General features: G+C 43.2%; 5 protein-coding genes. All 5 read right to left on the bottom strand.

Features of this window, described 5'->3' with window-relative positions; translation table 11 throughout:
- Positions 1 to 30: 30 nt before the first annotated feature.
- Positions 31 to 5,007 (bottom strand): type I polyketide synthase, encoded by a 4,977-nt coding sequence (locus BJP34_RS29075; RefSeq protein ID WP_070395348.1) that lies wholly within the window; start codon positions 5,005 to 5,007, stop codon positions 31 to 33.
- Positions 5,007 to 11,609, bottom strand: coding sequence for a type I polyketide synthase (locus tag BJP34_RS29080; RefSeq protein WP_083305402.1), 6,603 nt, complete (start codon positions 11,607 to 11,609; stop codon positions 5,007 to 5,009). The genes BJP34_RS29075 and BJP34_RS29080 overlap by 1 nt, the downstream gene beginning before the upstream one ends.
- Before the next feature lie 8 nt (positions 11,610 to 11,617).
- A complete protein-coding gene (locus BJP34_RS29085) occupies positions 11,618 to 16,369 on the bottom strand; it encodes a type I polyketide synthase (protein ID WP_083305403.1) in 4,752 nt (1,583 codons plus the stop codon).
- 95 nt (positions 16,370 to 16,464) lie between these two features.
- On the bottom strand, positions 16,465 to 26,052 hold the full coding sequence (locus BJP34_RS47950) for a hybrid non-ribosomal peptide synthetase/type I polyketide synthase (protein WP_070395350.1): 9,588 nt from the start codon (positions 26,050 to 26,052) through the stop codon (positions 16,465 to 16,467).
- Entirely contained in the window at positions 26,040 to 26,804 is a 765-nt protein-coding gene (locus BJP34_RS29095; RefSeq protein ID WP_070395351.1) for an enoyl-CoA hydratase/isomerase, read from the bottom strand. Before BJP34_RS29095 ends, BJP34_RS47950 begins: the two co-directional genes overlap by 13 nt.
- Positions 26,805 to 26,824 lie beyond the last annotated feature (20 nt).

The raw sequence follows: 26,824 nt of genomic DNA on the forward strand, positions 1-26,824 counted from the left end.
TAATTCAACTGTCCTTATTTCAGCAGTTTATCAAAGCATACTATTAATTTTTTCTAATTGTTGAGCTGCTAGTGCTTCAAATTCCTCTTCTGAGATATCTTCGATAACTTGCAAAATCTGCTCATCTACATCTACCTCTTTTCGTTCAGGTAAATTCCTCTCGGAATCTGCTACTGATTTCCATCCCATGACTTCTTCAAATATATACCGAGATAGTTTGTCAATTGTGGGATATTCCATCGCTACTGTCCCAGGTAAGGTAATCCCTAGTTGAGCTTGTAATCGATTCTTTAATTCCACTGTTGTCAAAGAGTCCATCCCCATTTCCATAAAGCCCAAATTGATTTCTGGTAATTGAGATGAACTTAAGCCTAATACCTTGGCTACTTGCCCTCGAATGTGTTCCTTTAGAATTTCCTTACCTTCGCCTGCTGATGCCTTATCTAATTGATCTAAAATTTCTCGTTCTAGCTTCTGCTTCAGAATATCTTGTTGCTGTAATTCATCTTGGTGTAATAGTTCCTGTAGTAATGAACTTTTATTTAGATTACTCCACTGTTGTGCCAATAATGACCACTCTACAGATATTACACCAATTTGTCCAGTTAGAGTTTGATTGGCTAACAGTTGCTCCAAGGCAGACATTCCTTGTTCGGGGGCAATATCATTAACTCCACTGGTATGGATGCGATTTTGATGCTGAGCCGCTAAATTATTCGCCATTCCTCCAGACGCCCAAGGACCCCAGTTAATAGTTAATCCAGACAATCCTCTACTTCGACGATAGTTAGCCAAAGCATCCATAAAGGCATTGGCAGCAGCATAATTTCCTTGACCTGGTGAACCGATTAAGGAAGCTATTGAAGAGAAGCAGACAAAGAAATCTAACGGTAGCTCTTGGGTAAATTGATGTAAATGCCAAGTTCCTCCTACCTTTGGTGCCATTACTTTGGCAAAATTCTCCCAACTCATCTGTTGCAGGGTTGCGTCATCAAGTATTCCGGCGGCATGAATAATACCTTTTAGTATAGGTAAAGATGTCTGAATCTGTTCAATAATTTGGGCAACATCTTGTTCAAGAGAAATATCTCCTAACAAAACCTTAACTTTAGCTCCTGCTTGTTCTAACTTTTCTATGATTTCTTGTACTTTTTTTGATGGAGCACTACGTCCAGTCAACACCAGATGTCGAGCGCCCTTTTCTACTAGCCATTGTGCTGTATGTAACCCTAAAGCTCCGAGTCCTCCTGTAATTAAGTAAGTGGCATCAGATGCTAAGGATAGTGCTTCAACAGATGCCTGAAGAGATTGCTGAACCAAACGGGCTACATAGGTTTTTCCTTCTCGTAAAGCTAGATAGTCTTCTTCTGAGTTGTTTACTAGTAATTGCAACAGCTTTTCTACATCCTCTTCTGATGTTTGCGGGTCTAAATCTACTAATCCCCCCCAAAGCTGCGGATGTTCTAGAGACACGACTCTACCTAATCCCCACAAGGGTGAGGCAGCTACTGTTAGTTTTTCCATGTTCGATAATACTGACTGAGCGCCCCTGGTGACTAGCCATAATTGAGGAACATTGGTAGTTTTGAGCACACTTTGTAGCAGGTGCAATACACTAGCACACCCCCACAGTTGAGTCTGCTCTAAGGTGTTTAGGGTTAAATGTTCCGTAACTGGAGCATCTAAGCTCCACAAATGGATTACCCTTGATAAGGGCAGTTGACTGGTTTCTATAATGGCTTCATAAAGTTGTCCAAATTCTTCAGGAGCAGAGGGATTGAGTTGATATCTTCCTGTTGCTAGTTGTTGATATTTATCTGCTCGATAAACTAAGCTACATTTATGTCCTTGCTGTTGTAATTTTTGGGCTAATTTCTCTGCTACCCCCGTATTGTCGGCAAAAATCAACCAATGACTCACTTGAATGCCGTTTTTTAGGGAAATTTCAGGTAAAGGTTGCCACTGAAGTTGATAGAACCAATCTTTAATCCTTGCTGCTGCTAATTGTTGCTGATGTTGCTTAGTTAGTAGTTCTAAGATTTTCGGTAAAAGTTTAAGCTGTTCTGGTGAAAAGTTTGCTGCTTTTTCCAGTTGTTGTGCTAAGGTGTCAATTTCTCCTTTACTGAGGAGGTTGACGATCTCAGTATTAGTATCTTTCTCTGCAAAAGAAGCATTGCTTTGATATCCATTATCTTTTGTTTCTACCCAGTAGTGTTGTCGTTGGAAGGGATATGTTGGCAATATTACTTTCTCACGGTTATAGTCTTGGTCAAATCCTGACCAATCTACTTTGGCTCCCTGTACATATAACTGTCCCAAACTAGAGAGCATCTGTTGCCATTCTTCTACTCCCGGACGCAATGATGGTAACCAGACACCCACTTCTTCTGGTAAACATTGACGCCCCATTCCTAATAATATTGGTTTAGGTCCGATTTCTAGGAATAACTCATATCCTTCCTGATGCAGAGTTTTCATACTCTGGGCAAACCGCACTGGTTGGCACACATGATTTACCCAATATTCGGCAGTGGTAATTTCCAAATCCACCTGTTGACCAGTAATATTTGATATTAGAGGTATCCGAGGCTGACTATAGCTCGTTTCTTTGGCTACTGCTTCAAATTCTGCCAACATTGGTTCCATCAGAGGAGAATGGAAAGCGTGAGACACTTGTAGTTGTTTGGTTTTGATACCAAGGGATTCTAAGTGAGTTGCGATCGCTCTTACTGCTTCTGCTTCGCCAGAAATTACTGTGCTTTCGGGTCCATTGATGGCTGCTATGGCTACTTTTTCTGACCGGGACATCCCTTTCAAAGTCTCTAGAACTTTCAACTCTGATGCCATAATTGAAATCATCTCGCCACCAGCAGGTAATTTCTGCATCAAAGAGCCTCTAGCGGCAATTAGTCTCAAACCATCTTCTAAACTCCATACTCCTGCTACAGTTGCCGCAACATATTCTCCTACACTATGACCCATAACGACATCTGGTTTAATCCCCCACGATTGCCAGAGTTTAAATAGGGCATATTCTATGGCAAATAAAGCAGGTTGAGTATAGGCTGTTTGATTCAGTAGGGAGGAATCCGATGAGTCATCTGCTGGATAGAGTATTTCTTGTAGGGAATTGTCCTGAAACGTTTCTAGGTTACTGAGAATTTCTTCACATTGGTTAATCGCTTCACGGAAAGTTGGTGCTTGTTGATACAACTGCCTGCCCATGTTGATATATTGAGAACCTTGCCCTGTGAAGAGGAAAGCGATTTTGGCTACTGTGGTGTTATTTGGCAGTTCTCGTGAGTAGATTCCAGCTACTTCTTCTTCCTCTTGGTGCTGTCGGAGTTTGTCAACTAATTCTTGTGGGTTAGAAGTGACAACTGCTAGTCTGTGGTTGAAGTGGGTACGTCCTGTGTTAGCTGTATAGCAGATATCGCCTATTCCTAATTCGGGATGAATTTTTATATAATTTTGATAATTACTGAGTAAATCACTAAGAGCCGTTTGAGTTTTGGCTGAGATAGTTAACAAATGAACTGAACGTTCTAAGTCATCTTCTGGCACGGAAGAATAGCCATTCTCCCGTACTTTTACCGATGAACTGTTGCCTTCTGTTGTGGCTTCTTCTAAGATCACATGAGCATTTGTGCCACTAAAACCAAAGGAACTCACTCCCGCGATGCGACTGTTACCATTAGTTTGCCAAGGGGTCAGTTGAGCGGGAACTTGTAGAGGTAATTGTGACCAATTAATATAAGAGTTAGGCTGATTAAAATGCAGTGATGGTGCTATTTTTTCCTGTTGCAGTTGTAGAACTACTTTCATCAATCCTGCAATTCCTGCTGCTACCTCTAAGTGACCAATGTTAGTTTTAGCTGAACCAATGATTACAGGTTTTTCAATAGAGTGGGTTTTGCCGAATACCTTTCCTAAAGCTCCAACTTCAATGGGGTCTCCTAGAGAAGTTCCAGTACCATGAGCTTCAATATAACTAATACTAGCTGGGTCTACTTCTCCATTTGCCAATGCTTGACGGATAACAGCTACTTGAGACGGACCATTAGGTACTGTCAAGCCACCACTCGGTCCATCTTGATTGACTGCCGTGCCGCGAATTACTGCCAAAATATGATCTCCATTGGCTAATGCGTCAGAAAGTCGCTTTAAAACAATCACTCCGCATCCTTCACCACGCACATAACCATTGGCAGAAGCATCAAAAGTCTTGCACCTACCATCAGGAGATAACATTTTTGCCTGAGAGAAAACAATACTAAACTTGGGAGATAGAATTAGATTCACACCTCCTGCTAGAGCTAGATTGCATTCTCGCTGTCGCAAACTCTGACAAGCCAGATGCACTGATACCAAAGAGGAAGAGCAAGCAGTGTCTACTGCTAAATTCGGTCCAGTGAGTCCCAAGATGTATGATAAACGACCTGTAGCGGCACTGGGTACATTACCTGTACCCCAATAAGCTTCTGGTATTTCCGAGGTTGCCAGCTGATTTAAGTAATCGTTACTACCGATCCCAATAAATACTCCCGTGAGGCTATTAAACAATTTCTCCGGGACAATGTTAGCTCTTTCGATAGCTTCCCAACTCACTTCGAGCAACAAGCGTTGTTGAGGGTCTAAGCTGTGAGCTTCTCGGGGAGAAATCCCGAAAAATGGGGCATCGAAGCGATCTATTCCCGAAAGAAAACCACCGTCGCGAGTAGCAATTTTGCCGGGAGCGTCTGGGTCTGGATCATAGTATTCATCAATGTTCCATCTATTTTTAGGTACTTCCGCGATCGCATCTACTCCATCATTGAGTAGCTGCCAGAAAGCTTCAGGAGAATCTACTCCACCAGGGAAGCGACAGCCCATACCAATGATCGCGATGGGTTCCTTTTCTTGATTTTCAAAAGCTTCTAATTTAGACTGCAAAGTTTCTATCTGGAGAAAAGCATTTTCCATTAATGCTTTGTAGTCTATAGTGCGGCTACTTTGACTTTTTTTCATTAGCTTTTCTTCCCCTCCAGAGATTCTAATTTTTTAGCTAGTAGGTTGGCCATATCATCTTCAGACATTTCCTGAAAACGAGATGCGCTATCTATTGTCTCTTGTTCTACATTTGGGATTTCATCTAGGTTGGAAGAGAATTCTATGGGGATGACATCGTTGGCCAAATACTCTACCAGTACTTCTACAGTCGGATAATCAAATAACAATGTTGAACTTAAGTTGGTTTCTAAGCTTGACTCCAAGCGATTTTTTAATTCTACTGCCATCAAAGAATCTAATCCTAAATCAAACAAAGGTTGGCGCATTCCTATTTTTTGGCCATCCCTCCAACCTAATGCTTTGGCGATCGCTGAGCGAATGTGAATTGTTAATAACTCCTGACGTTCTGAAATAGCTGCTGCTTCTAGTTGTGCTTTAAATGCTGACTTTTGGGTTAATGATGGCTCAATGGAAATCAATGCCTCCAAGAATGGTATCTTTTGTCCACTTGGTAGTTGACTGACAAACTTTGACCAATTAATGGGCAACACCCCAACTTGGCTGGGAGACTCTGATAACAATGACCCTAATGCCTGCATCCCTTGTTGAGGTTCTATGGCACTGATGCCACTGCTCTCCAGCCGTTGCTGATGCTGACCTGCTAAACTAGCTGCCATCCCTGATGATGCCCAGGCTCCCCAATTAATACTCAATCCTGGTAATCCCATACCGCGACGATAATGAGCTATTGCATCCATAAACTCATTAGCAGCGGCATAATTTCCTTGACCGGGATTTCCCAGCAGAGAAGACATGGAGGAAAAACAAACAAAGAAATCTAAAGGTAGATCTTTGGTTAGTTGATGCAAATGCCAAGTACCTTCTACTTTTGGCAGCATTACTTTTACGAACTGCTGCCAACTCATATTTTGCAGTACCCCGTCATCCAACACCCCGGCGGCATGAATCACTCCTCGCAAGCTAGGCAACTCCCCTTCAATTCTCTGCATTATCTGAGATACTTGCTCAGAGCAAGAAACATCAGCAAGCTGAACACTCACCTTTACCCCCAGATCCTCCAACTGTGCGATGGCTGTTTGTGCTTCAGCTGAAGGAGAACTGCGTCCCATCAATACCAAGTGACGAGCTCCCTTGTCCGCTAGCCACTTTGAGACCTCTAATCCCAAAGCACCTAATCCTCCTGTCACCAAGTAGCTACCCTGTGCTTGTATCTCTACCTTCTTTTGTTCTTTCAATGGGGGAATAGCAACCACAACCTTCCCTATATGTTTTGCTTGTTGGAGATATCGGAAAGCTTCCTGCACCTGTCCTAACTCAAACACTTGATGTGGTAGAGGTTGCAATTGCCCCGTCCTCAACTCTGTCCCTAGTTCGCTCCATAGCTGCGCTATTAGCTCAGGCTGCTCTCGTACCATCTCCACCAGGTCAAAAACCTCATACTTGGCATCCGGACGGTGTTCTTTTGCTTTGCTCTGTGACCAAATATTGATTTTACCAATCTCAATAAATCGACCTCCATGAGCTAAAGTTTGAAAGCTATAGGGAATGTATTCTTCATTGAAGCTGTTGAGCACCACATCCACTCCCAGATCCTCAGTAGCTGCTTTTACTTGCTCAGCAAACTCCAGAGTCCGGGAATCCATGATTTGCTCTACCCCCTGCTGCTGCAAAAACTTCCATTTGGGAAGACTGGCTGTCGCAAAGACTTCGGCTCCCCTACGTTGAGCTAACTGAACCGCAGCCTGTCCAACTCCCCCGGCAGCGGAATGAATCAACACTCGTTCTCCCGGTTGTAGGTTAGCTAAATAGTTCAATCCGTAGTGAGCTGTGATAAAAGCTGTAGGCAAAGTGGCTGCTGCTTCAAAACTTAGGTTTTGGGGCTTAGGTAGTGCTAACTCAGCTGGAATTGTCATATAGTGAGCCAGACACCCTATGGCTAAAGCCAATACAACCTCATCACCTACTTGTAAATGCTCAACATCAGATCCCACAGCTACCACCACACCAGCACATTCCCCACCAAAGACTACTTGCTCGGCACTGTCAAATAGATGTTGAGTATATTCCTGCATCATGCCTAAAGCAGTGAGAACATCGCGGAAGTTGAGACCAACTGCCCTAACTTGAATCTCCACTTCTCCCCTTTCAGGCTGTCGGCGCTGCTGAGGTTGAAGTACGAGATTGTCTAAAGTGCCGTAAGCTCTCAGCCGGAGTTGTTGAGGGTACTCTTCGGAAGCTTGGGGGACAAAACGTTCCAGTCTCGCGACATGGCGTTCTCCTTGTCGATAGGCTACTTGGTCTTCAGCATCAGGAGCAAACAACTCTTGCAGTAGCATTTCTACCCCTTCAGCAATGCTGGCATGGTTCGGATCCAAGTCTACACGGTGGCATTTCAACTCCGGATGCTCCAACGCAATCACCCTACCCAGACCCCACAAAGGGGATTGCTGCACATTTATGGTAGTTTGAGCTGCTATACATTGAGCTCCTTGAGTTACCAACCACAGAGGGGGCAATTGAGAAGCAAGCACTTCGGTTAGAGCTTGGATTAAGTGCAGTGTACTTCCACAGACAAGTTCTTGGGCTTGATTCAACTGTTGTGAGTCACTTAACAAACTCCACAAGTGAACCACACCTTGCAGAGTAACCCCTTTCTCAACTATCTTCTGCAACAATTGTTGGAAAGATTCCTTTTGGGTAGGACAAACTTGGTAGTGATACTCGCTCAGACACCGGAAATCATTTCCTGGGGAGACTATTACACACTGTTGCTCAAGTTTAGCCAAGGAGCTTGTCAGTTGTTTTGCCCAAACTCCCTCAGGTACAAACAACAACCACATAACCGATGTAGCCAAGGGTACTGTTTCCCTAATCTCTGAGGGTTGCCACTGTAGCTGATAAAGCCAATTACTCACATCTGGCTGTAAACTCTTTAGAAATAGCTGACTTGGGGCTCGCTTGACCGTGAAACCGTCCATGCGACCGAACGCCTGACCTGTTTCATCCAGCAAGTGGATGTCATAGGAACGTGTTTGCAATTGCTCGTTGATGCGAGATGGTTCCTCTACATAAGCATAAAAGCGACGCGGTGTTGGATGCAAAAGCGTCATATCCTTTACCCGCCAAGGAGCCCAAAACACACCTGAGTCAGAACTGAACTCGAAGAGATCTGGTGTTAGGCGTGTGCAAGCATCAATCAGCACCGGATGGATCGGTTCTCCAGCCAACTGGAATGCTAGTGCCTTCGGGACTTCAATTTCTAGCAGGCTAGTCTCTTCACTGATCCACGCCTGTCGAACAGCCTGCAACATTGGACCGTAAACCAGCGATATACTGGCATAGATTTCCGTGAGGGTCTCGGTGTCCAGTGGTCGCAACTGCTCACATAGGGCAGGGATATCTACACTCAAAGTAAGGGGTGGTGGCGGATTCTCTGAAACGGTCATACTCGCATGCTGTCGCCATTCGTCCTGCTTGGCAGCATCCCGACTGAAGACTTCTACAGATTTTTGGTTCACATCATTGGCTGGATGAACCATTAACTGCGTTTCCCTTATGGTGTTGGACTCGGCAAGGAAGAGTGGTTGCTGGAAGTTAATATCCTCAACTGCTGCTGGCACTCCAACTGCGGCTAGGGTCATAGCTATATAGCTCACACCCGGAATCACTGGGGTGTCATAGACACGGTGATCACCAATCCACGGATGATTGTTCAAGTTGATGTCCTGGTGGTAGATTGTCTGCCCCGTAGATGCTAACTCCAACTTGTTCCCCAACAATGGATGTAGCTGTTGACTTGATAGAACAACAGGCTTGGGAGTTTCCACCCAGTAGCGTTCTCGCTGGAAGGGATAAGTGGGTAACGTGACTTTCTGACGAGCATAATCTCGGTCAAATCCTAACCAATCTACTTTGACTCCCTTTACATATAACTGTCCTAAGCTCAAGAGCATTTGTTGCCATGCATCTACTCCCGGACGCAATGATGGCAACCACACACCGACCCCTTCTGGTAGACATTGCCTTCCCATGCCTAATAGTACTGGTTTCGGTCCGACTTCTAGGAATACTTCAGAGCCAAGTTTGTCTAAAGCTTCCATACTTTGGGCAAACCTTACCGGTTGACGTACATGATTTACCCAATATTGGGCGGTAGTAATGCTACTATCTGCTGTTGTTCCTGTAACGTTAGATATGATTGGAATTTTGGGTTGATTGTAGGAGATTTGATTGGCTAGAGCTTCCCACTCCACCAACATCGGTTCCATTAATGGTGAATGGAAAGCATGGGATAGTTGTAGTTGCTTGGTTTTGATTGTCTCCGATTCTAGGTTAGTAGCGATCGCTCTTACGGCTTCCGACTCTCCAGAAATTACTATACTTTGAGGCCCATTTATTGCTGCAATAGTTACTTTCTCTCCGAGATCCATTACTTTCAATGTTTCTCGAATTTTCGATTCTGAAGCCATAACTGAAACCATCTCACCACCAGAGGGCAACTGTTGCATTAACCTTCCTCTAGCAGCAATTAGTTTCAAACCATCTTCTAAACTCCAAACTCCTGCTACCGTTGCTGCTACATATTCTCCAACACTGTGACCCATGACTACATCTGGTTTAATGCCCCAGGATTGCCAGAGTTGGAATAAGGCGTATTCTAGGGCAAACAAAGCAGGTTGGGTATAAGCCGTCTGTGCCAGGATAGATTCCTCTGCTTCTACTGAATAGAGAACTTCCAGTAAATGTCTGTTCAGGTAGGGTTGCAAAATTTCTGCACATTGTTCTAGAGCCTTTCTGAAAGTCGGTTGAGTTTCATACAGTTGTCTGCCCATACCCACATACTGAGAACCCTGACCAGTGAATAACATTGCCACTTTGGGGGACTCACCGCCACTGACAACCCCACTCACGAGCCCAGTTACCTCTTCCCCTGTGCCGAAAGCCCTTAGTTTTTCTTGCACCTCGACGGTTGTCGCCGCCACTAGACTCAAGCGATGAATGTATGACAACCTTCCAGTGTTAGCAGTGAAGCATATATCTACTAGATCTTGCTCTGGATAGCACTCCAGATGCTGACTGTAGTTTTGGACTAGTTGCAGCAATGCCTCTTGGTTTTTGGCAGATAACGCCAATACTTGCAATGGTCTTTCCCTCTCTACCTGAGGGCTTTTGCGTGAAGCTGGTGCTTCCTCAATCACTACATGGGCATTAGTCCCAGTGAATCCAAAGGAACTTACCCCTGCCAACCGATGACCTGATACTTCCCATGGTGTCAGTTGCTTTGGTACTTGTAGCCAAGGCTGCCAGTCAATCTTGGGATTAGGTTGGTGCAAGTTTAGGTGGGCTGGCAGGAGTCGATGCTGTAACGATAACACCACCTTAATTAGTCCAGATACTCCCGCAGCTGCTTCTAAATGACCAATGTTCGTCTTTACTGAAGCCATCCACAAAGGAGATTCTGGAGAGCGATCCTCTCCCAACACGGCCACCACTGCATTTACCTCTATGGGGTCTCCCAAGGAAGTCCCGGTTCCATGAGCCTCCAAATAACTAATCTCAGAAGGCTTAACCTTTGCTTGAGCTAGAGCTTGCTTGATTAATCTTTGTTGCGACTGTCCATTGGGCACTGTTAACCCACTGCTTGGTCCATCCTGATTGACTGCACTACCCCGAATCACTGCTAAAATCTGGTCTCCATCAGCCTGTGCATCACTCAGACGTTTGAGCAGCACCATACCACAGCCCTCACCCCGTCCAAAACCATCTGCTGAAATATCAAAAGTCTTACACTGACCATCGGCGCAAATCATTCTAGCTTTGGAGGCATCAATATAGGAGTTTGGGGTTAAATGTAATTTCACTCCTCCCGCCAGAGCCATCTGGCATTCTCCGAGTCGTAAACTATTACAGGCTTGATGAATGGCTACCAGAGATGAGGAGCAAGCGGTGTCAATTGTGACTGTAGGTCCGGTAAAACCAAAGGTGTAAGCTAAACGACCAGCTGCATTGGATAAAGCATTACCTGTTCCTGCATAGGTGACTAATGGACTCTCTGGCTCCTGTTGCAAATGCTGCTGGAGCAATTGTTCGTAGTCACGACCATCATTGCCGATAAAGACCCCAACAGCAGCTTCCTCCAAGCGCTCTAACACTTGCCCACCTTGCTCTAATGCCTCCCAACTCACCTCCAGCAGTAGGCGGTGTTGGGGATCCATTGCCGTTGCTTCACGAGGGGAAATGCCGAAAAATTCTGGATCGAATTGGTCAACATTGTCCACAAAGTGGCCGTGACATGTGAGCATCTTACCCGGAGCATCTGGGTCAGGGTCGTAATAGGCTTCAATATTCCATCTCTGTCTTGGGATTTGCGATCGCGCACTGCTCCCCCCTTGCAACAACTGCCAGAATTTCTCTGGACTAGAGGCTCCACCAGGAAACCGACAACTCATGCCAATGATGGCAATTGGTTCGTGCAAAGTATTATTCAGCTTAGTCTCTAATTTTTTCAGAGCTAATGCAGCTCGCTGCAAAGGAGACAGTTGCTTAATCTGCTCTTTTTCACTCAATATTTGCTCTTTTTTAGTAAATTTATTCAACATAACTTTGTTTAATTGATTATCGATTCCAATATTTTATCAATTGAGCTTTCAAGCTCTTGATTGGATGATTGCTTAATCTCGTCTAGAAGTTTAGCTTCCAGTGAATCATCTTCTTCTTGATCTTGCTCAATCTCAGTCTGAAAAAGACCAACTTTGACAAGGTGCTGGTTGATTAGGTATTTCTCCAACTTTTCAATATTGGGAAAATCAAAGGTCAAGGTTGAAGATAAATTTACTCCCAAAAGCTTGCTCAGTCGATCCCTTAAGTCTACAGCGGTCAGTGAGTCCATGCCCATCTCAAAAAATCCGACTTCTGAACCTGGTTTGTTTGTGATGGGTAAACCTAAAACTCGAGCAACTTCCTCTTGTAGTGCTTGTCGCAGCAGTTCCCTTCTCTGAGTTTCGGTTACAGCTTCCAACTTTTGTAGCAAACTAGGAGCTAGATTGGTCTTATCTTCAATATCTTCAGGAATAACAGCTATGAGATCTAAGAATGGACGCGGACGTTTAACGGCATACATGGTTTTGAAGCGATACCAGTCATTGCGACTAACCGTCACTTGAACTTGGCTAGTAGATATTAGGTGCTCCAATGCAGAAATAGCTAACTCCGGTGAGAGTGCTTCTACTCCAATTTGAGCTAGCCATCTCTGAGCCTCATTTGTGGTCATGCCACCCCCTGCCCAGGCTCCCCAATTGATTGCTAATCCTGGTAAGCCTAAAGAATGACGATAGTGCACCAACCCATCTAGGAACTGATTAGCTGCGGCATAATGGGTCTGACCTCGGGAGCCCCAAACTGAGGCAATGGACGAGAAACAGACAAAGAAATCCAGATTCTCATTCCGAGATAGTTGATGTAGATTCCATCCACCCTGTACTTTAGGACGCAGCACTGCCTCCCATTTTTCCGGTGTTAACTCTTCGAGAGTATCTAATCTTCCTACTCCTGCTGCATGAATAATCCCTTTGAGAGGTTTCTCCTCAGCTTGAAGCTGCTTCCACACTCGCTCCATATCGGTTAGATCCGCCACATCTACTGCCAGGACTTTGACATAAGTCCCAGTCTGTTGCAGTGCTTCCACAGCGGGTTGAGTTTCCTTTGTCAGACCACTACGACTAAGTAGGATCAGATGGCGGACACCCTGTTTAACCAGCCAATCGGCTACTTTCAATCCCAAGTATCCCAATCCACCTGTGATCAGATAGCTTCCTGTCGGCTCTACTTTGAATATTTTCGAGGTAGGAACTGAACTGGGCACTAATCTGGGTACATAACGTTCACCCCCACGGTAGACTACCTGGTCTTCCGCATCACGGTTGAGCAGCTCCCTTAAAAGGAATTCCAGGTGATTTTCAGCAGTTTTACCTGGTTCTAGGTCAATTAATCCTCCCCACAACTCAGGGTGTTCGAGTGACACTACCTTCCCCAGACCCCATAGAGGAGTCTGAGCTACAGAGATAGAATGCTCTCCCTTAGCTACTGCTCCTGCTGTAACTACCCAAACTTTTACAGGATTTGAAGAGTCGTCTTGCAGTAAGGTTTGTAGTAGTCCCAGCAAGCTTTGAGAAGAAGTCATATTTATCTGAGAAGGGACTTCCTCACTGGTCAAATACACAATCCCTACCAAGGGCAGCTCAGTTTCTTGTTGAACCTGGTGCAACAGTTGTGAATAGTTTTGAGGGAATTGCTGGACAACATAGCAACTCTGCTGTTTTTGCTCAAGCTGCTTTGCTAACTTCTGTGCGACAGTTGCCTCACCTCCGATAATCAGCCATTGACCATTCTGGGAAGGGGTTTCTGGAGTTAGAGTTGAAGGCTTGAGCTGCCACTCTATATGGTACAAACAATCCTTGAGAGCTGCTTGTGTTAGTGATTGTTGATGGTGGTGAATCAGTTGCTGCACGACTTCAACTGCTGTCAAGGAGCCGTTTCCTGTTAACATTGCTGTCAACTGTTTATAGTCTCCTCGATCTAATAGCTCAGTTACAGGAGATGAGGTTGAAACAGATAAATTTTGCTTGGCTTTGTCTTCACCTCTGCCTTGACTCCGTTCAATCCAATAACGTTGTCTTTGGAATGGATAGGTTGGCAATACTACTTTCTGAAAGCCATAATCTTGATCGACTCCCAACCAATCCACTTCAGCTCCCTGTAGATACAATTGTCCTAAACTGAAAAGCATCTGTTGCCAGTCTTCCATCCCTGGTCGCAGAGATGGCAACCAGACACCTACCTCTTCTGGTAAACACTGCCTTCCCATACCTAACAAAATTGGTTTTGGTCCAATTTCTAAGAAAACTTCATAGCCTTCTTGGTACAAGGTTTCCATACTTTGGAAAAACTGCACTGGCTGGCAGATATGATTTACCCAGTAATCCGGTGTACTAATGTCACAGGTAGCTTGTTCTCCTGTGACATTGGATATGATTGGAATTTGAGGCTCATGGTAGCTCACTTGTTGAGCTACTGCTTCAAACTTTGCCAAGATTGGTGTCATTAAAGGTGAATGGAAGGCGTGAGATACCTGTAGTCGTTTGATTTTCACTCCCTCCGATTCCAGGCGGCTACTAATTGCTTTAACCGCAGCACTCGCTCCGGAAATCACAACACTTTCTGGTCCGTTGATGGCTGCAATACCTACATTAGACTGAGCTAACCCCAATTTCTCTGTGTAGTCTGCGATCGCTGCTTGCACCTTCGACTCTGATGCCATGACCGATACCATCTCACCGACAGATGGCAATTGTTGCATCAACTGCCCTCGCTTGGCAATTAATCTCAAACCATCTTCTAAACTGAAAACCCCTGCTACCGTTGCTGCGACATATTCACCTACACTGTGACCCATGACCACATTTGGTTCAATGCCCCAGGATTGCCAGAGCTTGAAGAGGGCATATTCGATAGCAAATAGGGCGGGTTGAGTATAAGCTGTTTGGTCTAGTAGCGATGAACCAGACTCATCCGTTGTTTGATGATAGAGAACTGCTAAAAGAGATTGGTCTAGTAGCGAACTCAGAATTTCGTCACATTCCTCCAAAGCTTGACGAAAAGTTGGCTGAGTTTCGTATAGTTGCCGTCCCATATTCAGATATTGGGAACCTTGACCAGTGAACAGGAAAGCTACTTGAGGAACATTACTGCTGGTACAAAATTCTTTTTGAAACACCCCAACTACTTCTTCCCCAGCACTTCGGTTACTGAGTTTTGTTGCTAATTGTTGTCGATCAGCGGCAATAATAGCAAGGCGATGGTTGAAGTGGACTCGTCCACTATTGGCTGTATAACAAATATCTGCTAGTTCTATTTTTCGGTTAGTTTCTAGATAATTTTGATAACGACTAACCAATTCTTCGAGTGCTTCTTTAGTTTGAGCTGAAAGGGTTAATAAATGTAAGGGACGCTGATATATATCTTGGTTTTTAAATTGTTTTGGGGCTTCTTCGAGAATGACATGGGCGTTAGTTCCTCCCACTGCAAAAGAACTAACTCCAGCTCGGCGAGGCGTGCCATTGCTTTGCCATTCTGACAATTGGGTATTGACGAAAAAGGGACTATTTACAAAATCAATTTTGGGATTGGGTTGTTCAAAGTTCAGGCTAGGGGGAATTAATTTGTGATTGAGAGCCAAAGTAGCTTTAATCAGTCCCGTTACTCCTGCTGCTGCGTCTAAATGCCCAACATTAGTTTTTACTGAACCAATAGCACAAAAGCCTTGTTTTTGAGTGCTCTGCTGAAAAACCTTGGTCAGAGCTTCAATTTCAATCGGATCTCCGAGTTTTGTCCCTGTGCCATGAGCTTCTACATATGTGATCGTCTCTGCTTCCACACCAGCCACAGCCTGAGCTTCTGAAATAACTGCTGCTTGACCTACTACACTAGGTGCGGTGTAGCCGACTTTCAAAGAGCCATCGTTATTAATGGCTGAACCCTTAATTACTGCATAGATATAATCTTTGTCTGCAATGGCATCTTCGAGTCCCTTGAGTAGTACAACTCCGAGACCATTACCATACCTTGTACCCTCAGCTTTGGCATCAAAGGCTCGGCAATGACCATCTGGGGAGAGAATCATCCCGTCTTGATACAAATATCCCACTTCTTGAGGCACACGGATGGTGACACCACCAGCAAGAGCCATGTCGCATTCCCCATTGAGCAAACTTTGGCAAGCTAGATGAACAGCTACTAATGAAGTGGAACAAGCAGTTTGAACGGTGATAGCCGGTCCAGTTAGATTCAGGTTGTAAGCAACACGAGTTGCTAAGTAATCTTTGTCATTAGCCAGCAATTGTTGAAAAGAACTACTATTGAGGTAAGAAAAGTCAAAACAAGGATTAACGTTGTTCCAGAAATAGCTGCTCATGGTAATGCCAGCATAAACCCCGATAGAACCTTGATAGGTATCCGGGTTATAACCACCCCTCTCTATTACTTCCCAAGCACATTCGAGGAATAGCCTTTGTTGCGGGTCTATCTCTTCAGCTTGTTTAGGAGTATAGCCAAAGAAACTAGCATCAAACATATCTATGTTTGAGATCAAACTACCAGTCCTGACGTAGTTAGAGTTATTCAGTAACTCTTGTTCGATCCCAGAGTTGAGCAATTCTTGTTCTGAAAAAAGACATATTGATTCAACTCCATCCCGAACATTCTGCCAAAACTGTTCAATATCATCAGCTCCTGAATAACGTCCAGATATTCCTATAATTGCTATGTCTTGATTATCGTTAAGGTCTTCTAAATCATCCATCATCTTACTGTCATACTTTAATTTTGCTATATTTCTTAATTACTTAGCTGTTCATAACAGTTATAACAATACAACAATACTTACTTGGAAGGAAAAAATTATTTTTTGCCGCGTAGACTTTTTCTAATATTGCGCCTTTCCTTCCTGGTAGTTCCTTTTTTAACTCGCTCATCTCCACGAGTTTTACTAGTTTCCATAAATAATTCTTTACTACCAATCTGAGTAAGGTGTTGACTTAGAAAATGTACAGTAGGGTTAGCAAACAGGTCAACTACTTTCAATTCTATGCCTAATAGTTCTTGCAATTTATTATGCACTCTGATGACAAGTAAAGAATTTCCTCCTATGGCAAAGAAATTGTCGTGAATTCCTACTTCTTCTAGCTCAAGAACTTCTGTCCAAACAGCAGCAATTTGTTGTTCAGTTTTGGTTTGAGGTAGTATATTTTGATTCGTCTCGGCTATAGTTTGTCTTTGAGGTTTGGGCAATCGTTTACGGTCTACTTTGCCGTTGGCAGTTAATGGTAAAGCTTCCAAAATAACATAATCATCAGGAACCATATATTCGGGAAGTTTTTGCCATAGGTACTTACGCAATTCTTCCGAAGTACAATTTATTTCTTGATCAGGCTGGCCCACTTCATTTTTGTCTTCTGTCTGATGGATATCGGTCAGGGAAGAATCGCTAATAACAGACTTTTCCTTGAACACGGCATAAGCAACCAGGCGTTTGCTTTGTTGAGATTCTCCGATAGCAGTAACAATCGCTTCTTTAATTCCTGGAAATTGCTTTAATGCTACTTCAATTTCCCCCAGTTCAACACGATAACCATTTATTTTTACCTGGAAGTCTTCTCGGCCTAAAAACTCAATATTACCATCCGGTAAATACCTGCCTAAATCCCCAGTTTTGTATAACGGTTCCTGAGTGACTGGATGGGTAATAAAGCTTGCTTGGGTCTTGTGCTCATTTTTCCAATAACCCTTAGCTAAACCTACCCCTCCAATATAAAGTTGTCCCGGTACCCAAACTGGTCTTGGTTCCATCAACTCATTCAGTACGTAAAAACTTTGATTTAACAGGGGCTTACCATAGGGAATACTCTTCCAGTCTGACCCCACCTTTTCAATCGGATAGCCAATCGACCAAATTGACGCTTCGGTTGCTCCACCCAAACTCATCACTTGAACATTAGACCACAGAGATTGGATTTTGCTTGGTAAGTCTACTGGCAGCCAATCTCCACTCAACATTACCACTCGTAAATCACCTACTGCTGTTGCTGAGGTTCCTAATAAATGCTCTACCAACATCTGCATCAGAGCCGGAACTGAGTTCCACAAGGTAACTTCGTGAGCGATAATTAATTCTCTCCAGCAAGCTGGATCCTTTGCTGCTTTTGGTGGTGGCATCACTATCGCTCCCCCTGCTCCTAGCACACCAAATATGTCGTACACTGACAGGTCAAAATTTAACGCTGCTAAGGCGAGTACTCGGTCAGATGGTGTTACTTTAAACCGTTGATTGATGTCGAGGATGGTATTGATTGCTCCCCGATGATCGATCATTACCCCTTTGGGTAAACCTGTGGAACCAGAAGTGTAAATCACATAAGCTAAATCTTCTGAAGTTTGTACTGGTTCTAGGGGGTTTGGATCATATTCTGCTAACTCTTCAGTATCTACAGACCAACATTTGATTCCTTCAGGCCAACCCAGAGACTGTTTGAGGTGAGTTTGAGTCAATACTTGTGTGACTTGTGCTTGCTCGAGTAGATACCACTGTCTTTCTTGGGGTAGCCCAGGATCTATCGGTAGGTAAGCTCCACCAGACATCAAGATGCCTAACACTGCTACTACCTGTTCCCAACCTTTCTCCATGACTACGGCTACCAGCTGATTCGGTTTGACTCCTAATTTCCGCAATCCATGTCCCAATTGATGAGACCTTTGATAGAGTTCCCCATAAGTTAGGCTTTTTTGGGGACTAATAACAGCTGTCGCTTCACTTTGAACTTGTACTTGCTTAACAAACAAACTATGCAAGATATCTTCAGACCAAGATTGAGTCGTCTGATTCACTTGTGCTTGGAGTGCTAGTTGAGCTGTTGGTAATAGTTGGTGGTAAGTCTCCATCCAAGGTTCGTCAGAGGTGGCTAGCTGTTGAAGCAAATCACAATAAGCCTCAAACATTTGCTCGATGAGACCTTCAGGGAATAGCCCTTCCACTGTATGCCAACTAAATGCCAGTGCTCCTTTCTCCTCGGTTACGATATGGTCGAGCAACACTTGAGGCGTTTGAGCTGCACTATACACAACCTCTCCAAAGTGCTCCAAACCGAATCCTCGCCCCACCTCTTCATCAGCCAGAGACTTTAAGCCCAAAGTGCTAGTAAAGACTACCCCCATTGGTTGACTACGCCCTCGACGATAGAGCTCTCGCTGCACTTCTACTCCACTGATATAACGATGCTCTAAATCTTCCCACAGCTGTCTTTGCAGTTTTTGAGCACGACTAATGAATGGAACTGCTTGTGAGTTATCTACCTCTAGTAAGATTACAGAGGTGAAGTCGCCTATGAGCTCATTGACTTGAGGGTGTAAGGGCAAACGGTTAAATAGAGTTAAGTTGAGGGTGAACTTTGAACTTTTGCTCCAGTAATTCAAAACATAGGCAAAAGCACTTAACAATACCCCTGAAGGAGTTAAATTTGCTTTGCTCGCCTTGTTTTTTAACTGTTGCCAATTAATCTCAGACAGTTGAGCTGTGTGAGTATTGAACTGAGGATCAGTAATTGCAGAAGTTACTTTCGCTTGGGGAATTTCTGGAGCTGGAGGTAGGTTATCTAAGCGGTTGAACCAATATTGCTGAGAACTGAGATACTGGGGACTATCTTTGAGTTCCAATTCCGCGAGCACATAGTCTCGGAAGGAGATTTCCGTTGCAGGCAGTGAACTCTGTGGATTATTGTACAGTTCTGACCACTGCTTAAATAGAACATAAGTACTCCAGGCATCAAATATTAACATATCGATGCTGGCGTGCAAGCGGAAACATTGTTCATTTAAACGGGTAGCCCGTAGATGAAATAAAGGCCACTGGTTAGTTGGTAAAACCTCATGGGACATCTGATTGCGAATCTGCTCTAGCTCTGAAGCAATCGTTTCAGGAGATTCCTCAGACAAATTTAAAATTTCAATTTCATAGGGAGGCACCTGCTCAAGTATTTGCTGGTTACCGTCAGCTAAAACTACCATCCGCAGCATATCATGGTGGTCAATTAATCGCCTCCAAGCTTGGTGTAAGCTTTCTAAATTTAAGTTTTCACAATCTACTTCTATGTAAATGTGGGTAGCAATATTACCTAGGTCAAAAATTTGATTGCGACCTATCCAATAAGCTTGTTGAATGTCATTTAACGGAAATGGTTGATACCTTTGCTCTGGATGAGTAATCAGGGTAGGAAGCTCGGAAAAGGAATCTATGGGGATGACATTGTTAGCTAAATACTCGACCAAAGATTCTACCGTTGGATAATCAAATAACAGTGTTGAACTGAAGCTTGTACCTAAGTTAGACTCCAATTGATTTTTAAATTCCACTGCCATCAGGGAATCTAATCCTAAGTCAAACAATGGTTGATGTTTTTCTATCTGTTGTCCATCTCTCAATCCTAAAATATTGACTATGGCTGAACTAATTTGAGTTGTTAGTAATTCCTGACGTTCTGAAACAGATGCTGATTTTAATTGTTCTTTAAAGGCAGACTTTTGAGTTAATACTGGTTCTGTTACTTTTACCCTTAATCCCTCTAGTTCTACTAGTACAGTTCCTTGGTTGTCTACTAGAAAAATGTTTGCCGTTAAGTTGGTTTGTCGTATTTCTGCTATAGCCCATACTTGGCTGATTGTTTGGCGATACAGTTTGAATTTTTCTACCCCTACTGGTAGATATATTTTATCTGTTTCTGTGTGTGGTATGGCATACGATACTATTTGGAAGGCTGCATCTAATAGGGCTGGATGTAGCTGATAGTCTGCTAGTTGGGCGGTTAATTCTTCAGGTAAGGCCATTTCTCCTAGGGCTTTTCCTTGACCTTTCCACAACTGCTTTATTCCTTGGAAACTACTGCCGTAGTCTATCCCTTTTGAGCGATATTCTCGGTAATGTTCTTCAATTTCTATTGCTTGACTACACTCAGCTTGGTATTTTTCTAGGTCGATTTTTGCTTGGCTGTTCCTGGTTGGCTCAGTATATATCTTTCCTTGTGCGTGCAATACCCATTGCGGTGTTTGTTGATTTTCACCTTCTGAGGGGCTGAAAATCTCGAACTTATAGCTATTGTTTTCTGCGAAGCTGACTACTGTTTGTACGGTCTTTATTTCGGTTTCTGGTATAACTAAACTTTGCAGTATGTCTACGTCAGAAACGACTACTTGCTCTTGGCTTGTGAATAGACTTTTTCCGGCTGAAGCAGCTATTTCTAAGTAGCCTGTGCTGGGAAATAGTACTTTTCCAAAAACCTGGTGGTGATTCAGGTAACCTGGAGATTCTGCTCCTATGTATGATTGAAAACGATGTTGATCCTCTATTCCCGCTAGGTTAATTTTTTCTCCTAGTAATGGGTGCTGCTCTTTGCCTTTTAACCAGTAGGATTTTTGTTCGTAACCATTTTGGCTAGAAACCCAATACCTTTCTCGTTGGAAGGGATATGTTGGCAATGCCACCTTCTGACGAGCATAATTTTGCTCAAATGCTATCCAATCTACTTTGGCTCCCTCTACATATAACTTTCCTAAACTAGATAGCATCTGTTGGCATTCTTCTACTCCCGGACGCAATGAGGGCAACCAGACACCGATTTTTTCTGGTAAACATTGACGTCCCATACTTAGTAATACTGGTTTTGGTCCTATTTCCAGAAATAACTCGTATCCTTCCTGGTACAAAGTTTTCATGCTTTGATCAAATTGCACTGGTTGGCGCACATGATTTACCCAGTATTCGGCAGTGGTAATCTGCTCAGTTACCTGTTTGCCAGTGACATTGGATATCAGTGGTATCCTAGGCTGCTCATAGGTTATTTCTTTTGCTGCTGCTTCAAATTCTGCCAGCATCGGTTCCATCAGAGGAGAATGGAAGGCGTGGGATACTTGTAGTGGTTTGGTTGTGATTCCGGCTGATTCGAGGTTAGTTGCGATCGCTTCTACTGCTTTTCCCTCACCAGAAATTACTATGCTTTGAGGTCCATTGATTGCTGCTATGGCGACTTTCTCACTGAGATCTTTTGCTTTCAATGTTTCTAGGACTTTAGACTCTGGAGCCATAGCCCAGAGCATCTTACCATCACCAGGTAATTTCTGCATCAAAGAGCCTCTAGCAGCAATTAGTTTCAAGCCATCTTCTAAACTAAAAACTCCTGCTACGGTTGCTGCTACATATTCTCCTACACTGTGACCCATGACCACATCTGGCTCAATTCCCCAGGATTGCCAGAGTTTAAATAGAGCATATTCTATAGCGAATAAAGCTGGTTGGGTATAAGCTGTTTGGCCTAGTAGGGATGAACCTGACGAGTTTTTGTCTGTTGGATAAAGAATGTTTCGTAATGACGTTTCCTGGAAGGTTTCTACGCTACTGAGAATCTCCTCGCATTGGTTAATCGCTTGACGGAAAGTTGGTGCTTGTTGATACAACTGCTTTCCCATGTTGATATATTGGGAACCTTGACCTGTAAATAGGAAAGCAATTTTGGCTACTGTAGTGTTGTTTAGCAGTTCTCCTGAAGTGATTCCTGCTAATTTTTTTCCCTCTTGGTGTTGTCGGAGTTTTTCGACTAATTCTTGTTGGTTAGGGGCGACAACCGCTATTCTGTGGGTGAAGTGAGTCCTTCCGGTGCTAGCAGTGTAGCAGACATCGCCTAACCTTAAGTTTGGATTGGTTTTGAGATAATTTTGATAGCTACTGATTACTTCACCAAGAGCAGTTTCAGTTTTGGCTGACAAAGTTAATAGATGAACTGAATTTTCTAAGTAATCTTCGCTGTTACCTGTTGCCTTCCCCCCTTGAGGGGACACAGGGGAGGTTTGCCTGTTGTCTTCTATTGGTGCTTCTTCAACAACAACATGAGCATTTGTACCATTCAATCCGAAAGAATTCACGGCTGCTCGCCTTGGTGTGCCTGCTGGTACTTCCCAAGCTTTAAATTCTGTGTTGACATAGAAGGGGCTATTGGCAAAATCAATGTTTGGATTGGGTTGATTAAAGTGCAAAGAAGGAACCAGTTTTTGATTTTTCAGGCATAAAATTGTCTTAATTAAACTAGACATTCCTGCGGCAGTTGCTGCGTTACCAATATTAGTCTTTACTGAACCGATCGCACAAAATTGTTTTTGAGCTGTCCACTTAGAAAATGCTTCTGTAAATGCCTCAACCTCGATGGGATCTCCAAGAGGTGTTGCTGTACCGTGAGCTTCTAAATAACTTATAGTTTCTGGATTAATTCCAAATTGTTGATAAATATTTTCTGCTAAGCGTGCTTGAGATTTACTACTAGGGGCACTAATTCCATTTGTGCTTCCATCATAATTTGTACCTGTACCCTTGATTATTCCATAGATATGATCTTGATCTTGAACTGCTTGATCATACCTTTTTAATAAAATTGCACCACAACCTTCTCCCCAAACTATACCGGATGCTTCAGCATCAAAACTTTTACAACGTCCTTCGGGAGATACCATCTGAAACTGACTCGAAAGTACTTGGAAGTCTGGTGTTAGCATGGTAGAAATACCACCTGCGATCGCTATTTCGCTCTCTCCCCGTTTAATACTTTCGCAAGCTTGATGAACAGCTACTAATGATGAAGAACAGGCAGCCTCAACAGCTACCACTGGTCCTTTAAGATCCAGGAAATAGGCTATTCTTGCTGGTAGAACTGACAGCATAGTTCCTGATAGCACCAGTCGATGATGACCGAAACCTGAATTGGACAAAAACTTGATATAATCACTGCTTGCTGCCCCAACAAATACTCCACAGTGTTTCCCCTTGAGAGAATCAGGAGCATATCCAGCATCCTCAATAGCATGGTAAGCTTCCTCTAAAAAGATTCTTTGTTGAGGTTCGATTAACTCAGCTTCTCCAGGAGAAATTTGAAAGAATAAAGGGTCAAATTTGTCAATGTCATCTAAAAAAGCAGCATACTTTGAACAAGCAGTACCTGGATGTTCTGGATCTGAATGATACCAACTTCGTCCTTCCCATCTTCCAGGGGGAGGTTCTGTTACACTATCAACTCCATGCTTTAAGTTTTCCCAAAATTCTTTCCAGTTCTTTGCTCCTGGATATCGGCATGATATTCCAATGATAGCTATATCGTCTGTTATCCTTTGCTCTGGAATTGATTGATCAGTTACAGATTCTTTTTGCTGAATTTCTAGTAATAGTTGCTCTGCATCCTCTAAGGAAACTTCACCAGATTGTAATTGATTTAGTATTGCTTCATCCTGATTGCTCTGTCCTTGATTGGGAACGGCAGTGGGTAGATTTTTATTTGTTGGGGAATTTAGATCTACTGTTTCTAATAAGTTTTGAGCATTTTCTAAGGATATTTTTCCTGAACTCAGTAGAGATAATATTTGCTCTGTTTTATCTGTATTATTTAATTTATTCTGACCATTATTAGGCACTGTTGCTAGTATCTGTTGATCTGTCAACCCCAATAGTAGTTGCTCTGCATTCTCTAAGGATATATCACCGGATTGCAATTGATGTAGTAGTTCTTCTTGGTGACTCATTGACTCTTGATTTGCTTGCTGGGAACTATTTTTTACGCCATTATAGAGCTCTGGCATAGTTACCACTATTTTGCCGATATGCTTACTATGTTGCAGGTGACGGAAAGCTTCCACCACATCTTCACTTGGAAATACTTTGTAAGGTAATGGCTTGAGGCTACCGGACTCAAACAGCAAGGCTAAATCGTCCCAAAGCTTGGCATGAAATTGTTTATCTCTAACAAATTCATCTGACATATCAAAGGGAAAATACTTCACATCTGGGCGTCTTTGATAAACTTGCTCATGGCTCCAGATGTTGAGCCTACCAATTTCAATATATCGTCCACCTGGGGCCAGGATATCTATATTTTTGGGGATGTACTCTCCATGAGTCAGGCTATTAAAAATTACATCTACTCCATTCCCCTGGGTGAGTTCCCTTACTTCACTAGCAAACTCCGTGGTTCGAGAATTCATTACATGTTTTATTCCCTGTTCTCGAAGAACAGATATTTTGTGGGGACTAGTCGTGGCAAATACTTCTGAGCCAAAAAATTGAGCTAATTGAACTGCAGCTTGTCCTGCACCTCCCGAAGCTGCATGAATTAATACTCTCTCTCCTGGCTGAACTTTGGCCAAATTATGCAACCCGTAATAGGCAGTGAAAAAAGACATAAAAATAGTAGCTGCCTCTACCATACTCAGATCAGAAGGCTTAGCCAATAAGTCATCCGGTGAGCAGATAACAAAGCTACTGAAAGCATTGCCGGGATAAGCCAATATCACCTCATCGCCGACTTTCCATTGGGATACGTCTGAGCCAACCGCTACAACAGTACCCACACCTTCAACACCAAAGGTGAGATTTTCAGCACTGATAATTCCAGAGCGATATCTTTTTTTGATGTACTCTTGGAAGATACCCAGTACGTTGAGTACTTCTCGAAAATTAACTGGTACAGCTTTTATTTGAACTTCGACTTCAGTGGATTTAGGCTTTCGACGTTCTTGAGGCATCCAAGTTAGATTCTTTAACAAGCCATAACTAGGTATCCTTAACTGAACTGGTTGGGGATTAGGTATTTTTTGTTCTACAGTGCTTTGGCTCAAATTGGGAATTACTGTCTCACCAAACTCTTGCTGAATACGACTGGCTATTTCTGGTTGGTTAAAGGTTACCTGGTGTATTTCTAGTTCTTTTTTGATAGCTTCAGGAAACTTGGCTTTAATGTCGGCACTCAAATGTTGTTTGAGGGCGACTAGAGATAATCTAGGGCTCTTGGCTATTTTATGCCCTAGTTGTTGGGCATAATTTAGGACATCCTGCCTCGATACAACGGGAAAAGGAATACCTCGTTCAGCTAGTTCTTTTCCTCGATAGTTTTCGCCAGTGTAGATCATTTCTTTGGCTAATTCGGCTCCTAGCTTTTCCCGCAAGATTAATGATGTTGCTCCTACTGGGGTAAAACCATATTTCATGAAGTTAGTTGCATACACACTTTCTTGGCTAAACACCACAAAATCTGCATACAAACCCAGAAGCAAGCCACCACCAAAACTATGCCCTTGCATTGCTGCAATTATAGGAATTTCGCAATCAAGTATCAACCCTGATAAATCAAGAACTTCTACTTCACCTCTAGTCTTTCTAATTAAATATTCTTTGCTAGCCCCTGATGAAAAATAATTACCATAGCCCGTTAAAATGACTACTTTATATTGCTGATTTTGCGCAACTACACTAAAACAGTGGCGTAAGCCCTCAACTATGCTTGGAGAAAAGCCATTACGACTGCTCTCATCTTTCATCGTAATTTGCACAACACCATTGCCCAACTCCGTCAGTTGTACCACCTCAGAGTTGCTAGTTCCTAAGTCCTGATTCAAATTCAGTTCTGCCATGGGTATACCCCCTCTTTAGCGAATTGTTTGATTTTTGCTTGAATCGTTGGGTCACCTAAGAGGCTGGCAGACTTGTTGGCGGCTAGATTCTGAGTCTCGGCTTGAATTATCCATAACTTATTCATATAGTCTTTTAATGCCTTAACCCCAGATAAGGGTAAATATCTTAAACGGCGAATATATTGACTAATCAACTTATTAGGGTTGCTGCCATATTCATCGACTAAGCCCCAGTTATAGGCTTCTGAGCCAGAGATTGGTTGAGTTGTGAGGGATAAGCGGTAAGCTTTTTGAAATCCCACTCGACGAATCAGAAAGGGCAAAACGCAAGCGGGTAATAAACCAAATAATAGTTCTGATAACACAAAGGTTACTGTTTCATCAGCAATGACCAGATCACTTGCAGCAACAAAACCCACTCCTCCTGCTTGAACTTTACCACGGACAAGGGACAAAATTACCTTGCTACTTTGGGACATCTGTTTGAGGATGTTGTAGTAGCCGTGAGCACTGATTTTGGTATCCACCAGCTCGCCATTGGCTATTGCTTGAAAATCCATTCCGGTACAAAAGACATCCGGTAGTCCTTCAAGAATCACTACTTTAACGGTTTCTTCGCCTTCAACAGCTTGTAGGGCTGATAACAATTCCTGAGTCAGCTGATCGTTGATGCTATTGTTGGCTTCTGGACGATAGAGCTGAATTCTTTGTACAGCCGGTTGATGATTTATTTTTAGGGTTTTGTAATACATATTATAGTGTTCTCAATGGT

Source organism: Moorena producens PAL-8-15-08-1, assembly GCF_001767235.1.
GTDB classification, from domain to species: domain Bacteria; phylum Cyanobacteriota; class Cyanobacteriia; order Cyanobacteriales; family Coleofasciculaceae; genus Moorena; species Moorena producens_A.